General features: G+C 57.3%; 9 protein-coding genes. 2 read left to right on the forward strand and 7 right to left on the reverse strand.

Going from position 1 to position 12833, the window contains the following annotated elements; all coding sequences use genetic code 11:
- Positions 1-178 precede the first annotated feature (178 nt).
- The 5 genes from phoH to putP form a co-directional block, all read right to left on the reverse strand.
- A complete protein-coding gene (gene phoH / locus ACH1XZ_RS08430; RefSeq protein WP_395595169.1) occupies positions 179-970 on the reverse strand; it encodes a phosphate starvation-inducible protein PhoH in 792 nt (263 codons plus the stop codon).
- A 613-nt stretch (positions 971-1583) separates the two neighbouring features.
- On the reverse strand, positions 1584-2858 hold the full coding sequence (efeB, locus tag ACH1XZ_RS08435; RefSeq protein WP_395595170.1) for an iron uptake transporter deferrochelatase/peroxidase subunit: 1275 nt from the start codon (positions 2856-2858) through the stop codon (positions 1584-1586).
- A 5-nt stretch (positions 2859-2863) separates the two neighbouring features.
- Positions 2864-3991: an iron uptake system protein EfeO gene (gene efeO / locus ACH1XZ_RS08440; protein WP_395595171.1), complete on the reverse strand. Its 1128-nt coding sequence runs from the start codon at positions 3989-3991 to the stop codon at positions 2864-2866.
- A 49-nt stretch (positions 3992-4040) separates the two neighbouring features.
- Complete coding sequence (gene efeU, locus ACH1XZ_RS08445; protein WP_123651221.1) at positions 4041-4874, reverse strand: iron uptake transporter permease EfeU; 834 nt, start codon at positions 4872-4874, stop codon at positions 4041-4043.
- 284 nt (positions 4875-5158) lie between these two features.
- Positions 5159-6679: a sodium/proline symporter PutP gene (gene putP / locus ACH1XZ_RS08450; protein WP_395595172.1), complete on the reverse strand. Its 1521-nt coding sequence runs from the start codon at positions 6677-6679 to the stop codon at positions 5159-5161.
- A gap of 410 nt (positions 6680-7089) precedes the next feature.
- On the opposite strand from putP, the gene putA reads away from it, so the two are divergent.
- Both putA and ACH1XZ_RS08460 read left to right on the forward strand, forming a co-directional pair.
- Entirely contained in the window at positions 7090-11052 is a 3963-nt protein-coding gene (gene putA / locus ACH1XZ_RS08455; RefSeq protein ID WP_395595173.1) for a trifunctional transcriptional regulator/proline dehydrogenase/L-glutamate gamma-semialdehyde dehydrogenase, read from the forward strand.
- Between the two features lie 280 nt (positions 11053-11332).
- Positions 11333-11728 carry a lysozyme inhibitor LprI family protein gene (locus ACH1XZ_RS08460; protein ID WP_395595174.1) on the forward strand — a complete coding sequence of 132 codons (396 nt, stop codon included), beginning with the start codon at positions 11333-11335 and terminating at the stop codon, positions 11726-11728.
- On the opposite strand, the gene rutR is transcribed toward ACH1XZ_RS08460, so the two are convergent.
- Complete coding sequence (gene rutR / locus ACH1XZ_RS08465) at positions 11725-12363, reverse strand: HTH-type transcriptional regulator RutR (RefSeq protein WP_395595175.1); 639 nt, start codon at positions 12361-12363, stop codon at positions 11725-11727. The two genes, ACH1XZ_RS08460 and rutR, sit on opposite strands and share 4 nt — an antisense overlap.
- Positions 12364-12476: 113 nt before the next feature.
- Positions 12477-12653 carry a con-10 family general stress protein gene (locus ACH1XZ_RS08470; RefSeq protein WP_035896676.1) on the reverse strand — a complete coding sequence of 59 codons (177 nt, stop codon included), beginning with the start codon at positions 12651-12653 and terminating at the stop codon, positions 12477-12479.
- Positions 12654-12833 lie beyond the last annotated feature (180 nt).

The following is a 12833-nucleotide window of genomic DNA, read 5'->3' on the forward strand; positions in this document are numbered from 1 at the left end:
TTATATGTGTTGATAGCAATGTTTATGCCAGCTTTAACAGCCCGTATTTCAGGCCGTTATACTTGACCAGGAGTACCAGAAAGTGGGATTTGCAACACGCCACCTGCGCAGCTGTTGTATTTGCAACAGTCAGAAATAACAAAGCCCGGTTTCCCGGGCTTTGCAGACATTAGAGCGGTTAGTAGTAGGCTTTCAGCGTGCGCTGGCAGAGCGCCGAGCGTACGCAGTCATCTTTGGTGAAACGAACAATCCCTATCATCTCATCTTCTTCAAAGCGGGCCAGCGCATCGCTAAGCCCGGACTGAATGCCGCGTGGCAAGTCACACTGGGTGATATCCCCGTTCACGATAACCGTGACGTTCTCCCCGAGGCGGGTTAAAAACATCTTCATTTGCGCTGCGGTAACGTTCTGAGCCTCATCAAGAATCACCACCGCATTTTCAAATGTACGTCCGCGCATATAGGCGAACGGCGCGATCTCTACCTTACCGATTTCCGGGCGCAGGCAATATTGCATAAAGGAGGCGCCCAGCCGTTTCACCAGCACGTCATAGACGGGGCGGAAGTAAGGGGCGAATTTCTCCGAGATGTCTCCGGGCAGGAACCCCAGGTCTTCATCGGCCTGAAGGACGGGACGCGTCACGATAATCTTATTCACATCCTTATGAATGAGCGCCTCCGCAGCTTTCGCTGCGCTGATCCAGGTCTTGCCACAGCCTGCTTCGCCAGTGGCGAAGATCAGCTGCTTACTCTCAATAGCATGCAGGTAGTGGGCCTGAGCGTCATTGCGGGCGGCAATCGGTGACGTATCGCGACTGTCGCGCGCCATGCCGATTGCTTCCACGCCACCACTCATTTGCACAAGCGAGGTGACCGATTCTTCTTCACGTTGTTTGTGGCTGCGTGAGTCACGTCTCAGCACACGTTTTGCTTCGCGATGAGCTTTGATCACTGCTTTTTGTCTTCCCATGGATAGCACCTTGAGTTGTTGGTATACATCACACGCGCTGAAAGCAGCGCGATTATGCGCACGAACGTCTGAGGTTTGGCTTCCTTGTAAGCCATAGCAACTGCCTGTTGAATTGACGGAAATGCACGGCTACGCGCACCGCGCAATACGTCGGGAACAACGGGTTGAATTCGAATTGGATGAAAAATTGGGGTGAAGAAATCGCTGCCGGAGAGAGGGCCTCCGCGCTGGATGGTGCGGGTTGAGGTTCTGCTTAGTCCTATCAAGGACGCTACCATTCGCGATCTCCATAGTGAAACGGAAACTACCGCTATATTTATTATTACATCTAAATCAACAAAAGGTGCAACATTATTTTTACATAAACATAACGATAGCTTACAGAGATAGCATCTGACACTGATGTGACAGTTTTATATCAATCAGGAGGAAAATGAAAAAAAAGGACTGATTTTTGGCGATATTATGGAATTGGGGAGAAATACCGGGGTCGCTTGCGCTCGCCCGGGCTACAAATGGTCGTTGCCGGATGGCGGCGTAAACGCCTTATCCGGCCTACAAATATGCACCGTACCATGTAGCCCGGCCAAGCGAAGCGCCGCCGGGAGCGCACTCAAGCCTGCAACAACGTGCTGCCCAGATACGATGACGGAGATTCAACACCCGGCAGCACAAAGAAATACCCGCCGCCAATCGGCTTCACGTACTCCTCCAGCGCTTCCCCGTTCAGGCGCTTTTGCACCGTCAGAAACCCTTTCTCAAGGTCATGTTGGTAGCAAACAAACAGCAGTCCCATATCGAGTTGACCGGAGTTGGAAACGCCCAGCGAGTAGCTGTATCCCCGTCGCATCATCAGCCCCGACTGCGTCTCTTTGGTGCGCGGGTTAGCCAGACGAATATGGCTGTCCAGCGCAATCACATCACCGTCCGGGTCGCGGGTGTAGTCAGGCGTATCGTGCTCGTTCTTCATCCCCAGCGGCGCGCCGCTGTGTTTGTCGCGCCCAAAGATCGTCTGCTGCTCTTTGAGCGGCGTACGGTCCCAGGACTCAACGTGGAACTGAATAATGCGCACGGCCTGATAGGTACCGCCCTTCGCCCACGCCGGTTCACCCTGATCGCCCGTGACCCACACCACCTCGTCCATCAGCGGTTTATCGCTGCCGTCAGGGTTGGCGGTGCCGTCTTTAAAGCCGAGCAGGTTAATCGGCGTCTCTTTGCCTTTGCTGCGCGCCGCGTGGTCGGAGATAAACCCTTCCCGCTTCCAGCGCACGCTGAGCAAGTCCGGCGAGTGCTTAATGATATCGCGCAGCGCGTGGATAACCGTGTCCTGCGTGTTGGCGCAAATCTGCAACAGCAGGTCGCCATGACACAGGGTCGCGTCCAGCGCATCGTTCGGGAAACGCGTCATCTTCTGCAGCTTCTTCGGCGCTTTATCCGCAAGATCAAAGCGGCTGTCGAACAGCGACTGGCCGACGGAGACCGTCATAGTCAGGTTATCAGGCGCGATAAACGCGCCGAGAATCCCCGAGTCCATCGGTGGCAGGCGCGGATTCGGCGTATCCGGCGCCGGGCCGCCCTTGGTGAGAAAGGCAATGCGATCGGTCAGCAGACGGAACAGACGCTCAAGGTCCGATTTATCCGCCGCCAGCACATCAAACGCCACCAGCATCATCGAGGCCTGCTGCGGCGTCAGGACGCCCGCCTGGTGCTCGCCGTAGAACGGCTGAGTTTCCATTCGACCATTGGTCGCCGGTGCGTCGCTGGCTTTCGCCGCATGAGCCACCGGACAACCACCGGAAATTGCCAGCGCGCCTCCCAGCGCGCCGATCCCTTTTAATAAACGACGACGTGACGGTTCGTTCAGGTCGTCAGTGTGCTGCTTTGCCATCTTGCTTAGTCCAGACCCAGGATCCCACGAAGCTGCGCCAGATCTTCCGCCAGAGTGGTGATCGGCCCTTTCAGCGCATTACGGTCCGCATCGGTCAGCTTGTCATAGGTTTCGAAGCCGTCTTTGGTGCGGTATTTGCTGAGAATGGTGTCCACTTTCTTGAAGTTAGTGTCAACCTTCGCCAGCAGCGCGCTGTTCTCTTTCTGCAGCTGAGGACGCAGCAGGTCAACAATCTTCTGCGCGCCGTCGATGTTAGCCTGGAAGTCCCACAGGTCGGTGTGGCTGTAACGGTCTTCTTCACCGCTGATTTTGCTCGCCGCCACTTCTTCAATCAGACCCGCCGCGCCGCCCACCACTTTTGACGGCGGGAAGGCCAGTTCAGAGATACGTTTTTGCAGATCCAGTACATCGGTATTCAGCTGATCGGCATAATGTTCCATGCCTTTGACGCTGTTGTCGCCAAACAGCGCTTTTTCCAGACGGTGGAAGCCGGTGAATTTCGGGTCCGCCGCTTTCTGTTCGTAGTCGTCTTCACGAGCATCGATGCTGCCGTCGAGGTCAGAGAACAGCTCGGCAATCGGTTCGATACGCTCGTAGTGCTGACGGGTAGAGGCGTACAGGGATTTCGCTTTGGCGATATCGCCCGCTTTCACCGCGTCGGTAAAGGCTTTGGTGCCTTTCACCAGCTCTGCCGTTTCGGCGGTGACGTAGGCTTTATAGGCGGTAATCGCGTCGTTCAGGCTCAGCAGCGCGTTGGCTTTCGCCGCGTCTTTCGTCGCTTCGCCGGTAACGATCAGCTTGCCTTTTGGGTTGGTCAGCAGGCCGCAGGTCATATCGTATTCGCCCGGCTGCAGGTTAGCGGTCATCTTCTGGGTGAAGCCCGGCGCGATATTCTCACGCTCTTCCACCACCATCACCCCTTTGAGGATCTCCCACTCCAGCGCCTTCTGGCTGTGGTTCTGGATGATAAACTGGGTTTTACCGGCTTTCACGGTGACGGACATCGGTTCACACTGTTTGTCGTTTACCGTCACTTTAACCTGCGGAATATCAGCAGCCTGTGCCATAAACGCCGTAGAGAAAAGTGCTGCGATGCCCGTCTGCAACGCGCTGCGGCGGAAGTTCTTGGTCATGGTCCATCCCTTTCAATAAGTAGTTGTCACTAAACAGCCGTTATCTGCCTTATGGGGCGATACGTGATGTTGATGTAGCAGCGCGCGGCGGCCAGAAGAACAGCGCCAGTGCGGGAATCAGATACAGGAAATAGACCGCCACTTCGCTCACGCTCGGCGCTTCCTGATAACCAAAGATGCCTTCCAGCAGCGTGCCGAAAAGCGAGTGCGTGGTCAGCGTACCGCTGAGGTCGAAGGCCACGTCCTGGAATGCGTTCCACAGGCCCGCTTCGTGGAAGGCGCGAATCGCCCCTGCCGCAAGGCCAGCCGCCACCAGCAGAATAAACAGGCTCGTCCAGCGGAAGAATACGCCGAGGTTGAGGCGAATACCGCCCCAGTAAAGCAAGAAGCCCAGTACGATGGCCGTTGCCAGACCCAGTATCGCCCCCAGCGGCGGCCAGATACCGAGATCCTGCTGGAATGCCGCCAGCAGGAAGAAGACCGACTCCAGCCCTTCACGCGCCACGGCGAAAAAGACCATCATAATCAGCGCCCAACCGTGGTTATTGCCCTTTTGCAGCGCGTTATCCACCGCCTGCTCCAGCTGCTGTTTGACGTTGCGGGACACCTTACGCATCCAGAACACCATCCACGTCAGAATAACCACCGCCACCACGGCCACTAGCCCTTCAAACAACTCCTGCTCTTTTTGCGGGAACTCGCCGGTGGTTTCGTTGATAAAAATGCCCAAACCTAAGCACAGCGCGGCGGCCAGAATCACGCCAATCCACATCACTCCAATCCAGCGACCGCGCTGCGTGCGCTTCAGATAGCTGGCAATCAGGCTGACAATCAGCGCTGCTTCCAGCCCTTCGCGCAGCATAATGAGAAAAGGAACAAACATGCGGACATCCTTAAATGTGAAACGCCGTCAACTTTTGCAAAGACAGGTAAATGTGAGTGATAGTGATTATCATTAAGCCAAAAATAAACACAAGCGAAATGTGAGGGAAATAATGACGAGATGTAAAAGAATAGCGACGATATAGTTGCGCTAGTTATCAGGCACAGACGTAAAAAAAGCCCGCAGAATTGCGGGCTTTAGCGTTTACGTAGGCCTGATAAGCGTAGCGCCATCAGGCAGTTCGGTGCAGATTGCCGGATGGCGGCGCAAACGCCTTATCCGACCTATCGCACCTCGTCCGGGCCACTTAAACGGGACGGCGGCGCGGAGTGATAATGCGCGTCCGCTTTGGCAAAGCGTTCCTGCATGCTAGCCGACGGCGCTTTATCAAGCAGGCTGAACAGAACAATACCGACGCTGCCAAAGATAAAGCCTGGGATGATTTCATACAGCCCCAGCCAGCCGAACTGTTTCCAGACAATGACGGTCAATGCACCGATAATCATCCCGGCCAGCGCGCCGTTGCGGGTCATACGCGACCACATCACCGAGAACAGCACCACCGGGCCAAACGCGGCGCCGAAGCCTGCCCACGCGTAGCTCACCAGACCCAGCACGCGGTTTTCCGGGTTTGCCGCCAGCGCGATAGCCACCAGCGCCACCACCAGCACCATAAAGCGCCCTACCCACACCAGCTCTTTCTGGCTCGCGTTTTTACGCAGGAACGCTTTGTACAAATCTTCGGTAATCGCACTTGAGCACACCAGCAGCTGGCAGCTCAGCGTCGACATCACCGCCGCCAGAATGGCCGACAGGAGAATACCGGCAATCCACGGGTTAAACAGGATCTGCGCCAGTTCGATAAACACGCGCTCGGCGTTCTGGCTCACCGGCCCGGCCACCGACGGGTTGTTCTGGAAGTAGGCAATCCCGAAGAAGCCCACGGCAACCGCACCCGCCAGACACAGGATCATCCAGGTCATGCTGATACGGCGTGCATGCACGATACTGTGGTGGGAGTCAGCGGCCATAAAGCGCGCCAGAATGTGCGGCTGACCGAAGTAGCCCAAACCCCAGCCCATCAGCGATATGATAGCAACGAAGTTCAGCCCTTTGAGCATATCAACGTTCTCAATGCTCTTCTGTTTGATAACCTCCAGCGAATCGCCGAGGCCACCCACCGCGAAAATCACGATAACCGGCGTGAGGATCAGGGCGAAAATCATCAAGCTGGCCTGCACGGTATCAGTCCAGCTTACCGCGAGGAAGCCGCCGATAAAGGTGTAGAGGATGGTCGCGGCCGCCCCCGCCCACAGTGCGGTTTCGTAGCTCATGCCGAAGGTGCTTTCGAACAGACGCGCACCGGCAACAATCCCGGAGGCGCAGTAAATGGTGAAGAACAGCAGGATAACCAGCGCGGAGATAATACGCAGCACGCGGCTATTATCTTCAAAACGTCCGGTAAAGTAGTCCGGCAGCGTTAAGGCATTGTTGTTAGCCTCGGTGTGCACGCGCAAACGCCCGGCCACCAGCTTCCAGTTGATCCACGCGCCGACGGTCAGACCGATGGCTATCCAGCTTTCCGAGATACCGGAGATGAAGATAGCCCCCGGCAGACCCATCAGCAACCAGCCGCTCATATCGGAAGCGCCAGCGGAAAGCGCGGTCACGAAGGGCCCAAGACTACGGCCGCCGAGAATATAGTCATCGAAATTTTTGGTGTTGCGCCATGCAAAGAAGCCAATGAGGATCATGCCAAAAATATAGATAAGAAAGGTCACCAGCATCGGTGTACTTATAGTCATTAGAATCTCCAGAATTATGCGTCGGCAACATCCCCATTTGCCGTTTTTTATCATTGCCGGAACGAGGCAATTATTTGAAGCGACCGTATCCTGACGGAAGCGGAATATTTTCACAAACGATTTAACACTGCATTTACATCGAATGCATTAGCCCGCTGATAGCATTTTCCTATAGGTTGCACTCCCTCACGCTTTTTACGGTTGCACCGTGAATAACTGTTAAGTAGCGCATAAAACCGGCTTGCAATACCCATTTCCCAGGCTGCTTTCCATAAGTTTTACCATTAACAATTAACTCATTTTTAAGCCTGCAACGGACATCACATTTAACACGGTTGCACAAAGTTGCAACATGATGGATATTCCTGTTACGCAATTATGATGACAACCGAGCAACAGGAGTAGATGGCATGGGCACCACCACCATGGGGGTTAAGCTGGATGACGCAACGCGTGAGCGCATTAAGAATGCGGCGACACGTATCGACCGCACCCCTCACTGGCTCATAAAGCAGGCAATTTTTAATTATCTGGAAAAGCTCGAAAACGATGAAGTCCTGCCGGAGCTGCCCGCGCTGCTGTCTGGTGCCGCGAACGAAAGCGATGAATCCGCCCAACCGGCCGACGAAATGCACCAGCCGTTCCTCGAGTTCGCCGAGCAGATCCTGCCGCAATCCGTGACCCGTGCGGCGATTACTGCCGCCTGGCGCCGCAGCGAAACCGACGCTGTGCCAATGTTAATGGAGCAGGCTCGTTTACCGCAGCCGATTGCCGAACAGGCGCATCAGTTGGCCTGGAAGCTGGCAGAAAAGCTGCGCAACCAGAAAACCGCCAGTGGCCGTGCCGGTATGGTGCAGAGCCTGTTACAGGAATTCTCCCTCTCCTCTCAGGAAGGCGTGGCGCTGATGTGCCTCGCGGAAGCGCTGCTGCGTATCCCTGATAAAGCCACCCGCGATGCCCTTATCCGCGACAAAATCAGCAACGGTAACTGGCAGTCGCACATTGGCCGCAGCCCGTCGCTGTTCGTCAACGCCGCCACCTGGGGGCTGCTGTTTACCGGCAAGCTGGTCTCTACCCACAACGAAACCAGCCTGTCACGCTCGCTGAACCGCATTATCGGCAAGAGCGGCGAGCCGCTGGTGCGTAAAGGCGTAGACATGGCGATGCGCCTGATGGGCGAGCAGTTCGTGACCGGCGAAACCATCGCCGAAGCGCTGGCCAACGCCCGTAAGCTCGAAGAAAAAGGCTTCCGCTACTCCTACGACATGCTCGGCGAAGCCGCGCTGACCGCCGCCGATGCGCAGGCCTATATGGTCTCCTATCAGCAGGCGATCCACGCCATTGGTAAAGCCTCCAACGGCCGCGGCATCTATGAAGGCCCGGGGATCTCCATCAAGCTCTCCGCCTTGCACCCGCGATACAGCCGCGCGCAGTACGACCGCGTGATGGATGAACTCTATCCGCGCCTGAAATCGCTGACCCTGCTGGCGCGCCAATACGACATCGGCATTAACATCGACGCCGAAGAGGCCGACCGTTTAGAGATCTCCCTCGATCTGCTGGAAAAACTGTGCTTTGAGCCAGAACTGGCGGGCTGGAACGGCATTGGCTTCGTGATTCAGGCCTACCAGAAACGCTGCCCGTTTGTGATTGACTACCTGATTGATCTCGCCACCCGCAGCCGTCGCCGCCTGATGATCCGTCTGGTAAAAGGCGCCTACTGGGATAGCGAAATTAAACGCGCGCAAATGGACGGCCTCGAGGGCTATCCGGTCTACACCCGTAAGGTCTACACCGACGTCTCTTACCTCGCCTGCGCGAAAAAACTGCTCGGCGTGCCGAACCTGATCTACCCGCAGTTTGCCACCCACAACGCCCATACCCTGGCGGCGATTTACCAACTGGCCGGGCAGAACTACTATCCGGGCCAGTACGAGTTCCAGTGCCTGCACGGCATGGGCGAACCGCTGTACGAGCAGGTTGTCGGTAAAGTGGCGGAAGGCAAGCTGAACCGTCCATGCCGTATTTATGCCCCGGTGGGCACCCACGAAACGCTGCTGGCCTATCTGGTGCGTCGTCTGCTGGAAAACGGCGCTAACACCTCGTTCGTTAACCGTATCGCCGACAGCAGCCTGCCGCTGGACGAGCTGGTTGCCGACCCAGTGCTGGCGGTTGAGAAAATGGCGCTGCAAGAAGGCGCATCCGGGCTGCCGCATCCGAAAATCCCGCTGCCGCGTGACCTCTACGGTAAAGGCCGCGTCAACTCTGCCGGTCTCGATATCGCTAACGAACATCGTCTGGCCTCCCTCTCCTCGTCGCTGCTCAACAGCGCGCTGCACAAGTGGACGGCGAAGCCAATGCTGGAGCATCCGGTTGCTGACGGCGATATGGTGGCGGTGATTAACCCGGCTGAACCGAAAGATGTGGTGGGCTATGTCCGCGAAGCGACCAGCGACGAAGTCGAACAGGCGCTGGAAAGCGCGGTGAACAACGCGCCAATCTGGTTCGCCACCCCGCCGCAGGAACGTGCCGCAATCCTGGAACGCGCCGCGGTGCTGATGGAAGATCAGATGCAGCCGCTGATGGGTATTCTGGTGCGCGAAGCCGGGAAAACCTTCAGCAACGCCATTGCCGAAGTGCGTGAAGCAGTCGACTTCCTGCACTACTACGCCGGTCAGGTTCGTGACGACTTTGATAATGAAACCCACCGCCCGCTGGGCCCGGTGGTCTGTATCAGCCCGTGGAACTTCCCGCTGGCTATCTTTATGGGCCAGGTTGCCGCCGCCCTGGCCGCCGGTAACAGCGTGCTGGCCAAACCGGCCGAGCAGACCCCGCTGATTGCCGCACAGGGTATCGCCCTGCTGCTGGAAGCGGGCGTACCGGCAGGCGTGGTACAGTTGCTGCCAGGCCGTGGTGAAACCGTCGGCGCACAGTTGACCGGCGATGCCCGCGTGCGCGGCGTGATGTTTACCGGCTCCACAGATGTCGCCACCCTGCTGCAACGCAATATTGCTACCCGCCTCGACGCTCAGGGACGCCCAACGCCGCTGGTCGCGGAAACCGGCGGCATGAACGCGATGATTGTCGACTCCTCCGCGCTCACCGAGCAGGTGGTGGTTGACGTGGTGGCCTCGGCCTTCGATAGCGCAGGCCAGCGCTGCTCGGCGCTGCGTGTACTCTGCCTGCAGGACGATATCGCCGACCACACGCTGACCATGCTGCGCGGCGCGATGGCGGAGTGCCGGATGGGCAACCCAGGCCGTCTGACCACCGATATCGGGCCGGTTATCGATGCCGAAGCGAAAGCCGGTATTGAGCAACATATCCAGACAATGCGCGCCAAAGGCCGCACCGTTTTCCAGGCGGCGCGTGAGAACGCCGAGGACAGCCGCGAATGGCAAACCGGCACCTTTATTCCGCCAACATTGATTGAACTCGACAGCTTTGACGAGCTGAAAAAAGAGGTCTTCGGACCGGTACTACACGTGGTGCGCTACAGTCGTAATCAGTTGGATGCGCTGGTCGAGCAGATTAACGCCTCCGGCTACGGTCTGACCCTCGGCGTGCATACCCGTATTGATGAAACCATCGCCCAGGTCACCGGCAGCGCGAAAGTCGGCAACCTGTACGTCAACCGTAATATGGTCGGCGCAGTGGTCGGCGTGCAGCCGTTCGGCGGTGAAGGCCTCTCCGGCACCGGCCCGAAAGCGGGCGGTCCAATGTACCTGTACCGCCTGCTGGCAAGCCGCCCGGAAACGGCGCTGGCAAAAACGCTGGCGCGTCAGGATGCCGGTCAGGTGGTTGATACCCAGCTCAAAACGCTGCTGGAAAAACCGCTCACCGAACTGCAAAGCTGGATGGCGGGTCGCCCGGAGCAGTTGGCGCAGAGCAAGCTGTACAGCGAGCTGGCGCAGGCCGGTACCCAGCGCGTGCTGCCGGGACCAACCGGCGAGCGCAACACCTGGACGCTGGTGCCGCGTGAACGCGTACTGTGCGTGGCCGATAACGAGTCGGATCTGCTGACGCAGCTCTCGGCGGTGATGGCGGTCGGCAGCGAAGTGCTGTGGCAGGACGCGCCACTCCAGCGCGAGCTGGTGAAATCGCTGCCGAAAGCGGTAAGCGAGCGTATCCACTTCGCGAAACCGGAAACGTTGATGAACGCCTTCTTCGATGCGGTGATTTACCACGGTGATTCCGACCAGCTGCGCGAACTCTGTGAGCAGGTGGCGGCGCGCGACGGAGCGATTATTTCGGTGCAGGGCTTTGCCCGCGGCGAAACCAATCTCCTGCTTGAGCGTCTGTACCATGAGCGTTCGCTCAGCGTGAACACCGCCGCAGCGGGTGGGAATGCCAGCTTGATGACGATTGGTTAAGATATTCAAACCCGGCGATTGCCGGGTTTTTTAATGGTAGGCCGGATAAGGCGTTTACGCCGCCATCCGGCAATGTGCACGCATTTCGCCTGATGGCGCTTCGCTTATCAGGCCTACCCGTCCTGCGCGACCATCAACCTTCTACACCAAAGGCGTCCAGACGAACGTTGCGCTACCTTTCAAATTCGGAAAATCGCACGGTGGTTGGAGGAGATTCAGAGGTAAAATCGTGTTATATCCTGAGCCTAAGCGCCGTATGAATAATCTGGAGAGTCAACCGATGAAACGTCTCTTACCCGCCCTTGCCCTGCTGATGAGCAGCAGTTATGCCCTGGCGGACGAGTGTGCCGATGCCACCACACAGGCCGATTTAAACACCTGCTCTGCTGCGCAGTACCAGGCGGCGGATAAAAAGCTCAATCAAACCTGGCAGGACGTGCTGAAGCGCGCGGAGCCCGCGCAGCGAGATTTACTGAAGAAAGCGCAGTCGGCGTGGATTGCGCTGCGGGATGCGGACTGCGCGTTTATCAGCTCCAGCAGCCAGGGCGGCAGCGCGCAGCCGATGGTGAACAGCCAGTGCCTGACCGACAAAACGAACGAGCGCGAAGCGTTTCTCTCCTCGCTGTTACAGTGCGAAGAGGGCGACCTGAGCTGCCCTCTGCCGCCCGCCGGCTAACGGACGCGAATACCGTCGATGATAATGCGCTGGACGTTGTCGACGGTCTGCTGAAAGAAGATTTCGTCGCGCAGAGTTTTCCCGGTCACCGCTTCCACCTGGGTGGCAAAATCGGCGTAGTGCTGGGTCGTCGCCCAGATCATAAAGATCAGATGATGCGGGTCGATAGGCGCAAGCTTACCCGCATTTACCCACGCGGCAATGATGGTCGACTTTTCCACCACCAGCGCTTTCAGGTCGCCGGTCAGCTCATCCATGACCAACGGCGCGCCCTGTAGCATCTCCAGACAGAACAGCTTCGAGGCCTGCGGATAATCTCGCGAGACCTCCAGCTTGAGGCGGATGTACTCTTTAATTGCCACCAGCGGCGCCAGATCCTCCCGAAACGCCTTCAGCGGCGCCAGCCAGATATCGAGGATCTGCTGCATCACGGCCACGTAAAGCGCCTCTTTTGACGGGAAGTAGTAAAGCAGATTGGTTTTCGATACCCCGGCCAGTTCCGCTACCTGTTCAAGGCGCGTGCCGTGGATCCCGTACTGTGAAAAGGTATTCAGCGCGGCGGTGAGGATGGCCTGTTTCTTCGCACTCACTGCCTGCGAACGTTTGCCACCTTTCTTTACTGCATCCTGAGCCATGCGCCCTCTCCTTGTTATTTACGGCATCAATATCTATTTTGCGGGTTACGGCCACAAAAAGAAACCGCCGGATTATCCGGCGGTTAGGAGAGAGGCAGACAATTCACGCACCGCTAGCTGCCGCGGTGGCTACCATGGCTGTTTTTCCCGCCTTTTTTGCCCGCTTCCGAGGCGCGTTGGGGATCGTTCTTAAAGTTCCCGCCGCTGTGTTGGCCGCCCTTACGACCTGCTTCTGATGCTCTTTCACGGTCTTCGGCAAAATTGCCGGAACCGCCACGATGGTTTGCCATTACTGACCTCCAGTTGAGAGAACGACATAGTGCATTACGTAATTCAAAGCGCGTTCACCCGCCGTACGACACGGGTAGTAATAAGATTAGTCGTCGCAGCGGCAGCGAAGGCGACTTGGTCACATTTTGTCATATCTGCCCGCCATTTTTGCCAGACTCGCACCATACCGGGCCGTAATC

Origin of the sequence: Kluyvera chengduensis, from assembly GCF_044197065.1 — a bacterium.
Classification (GTDB): domain Bacteria; phylum Pseudomonadota; class Gammaproteobacteria; order Enterobacterales; family Enterobacteriaceae; genus Kluyvera; species Kluyvera ascorbata_C.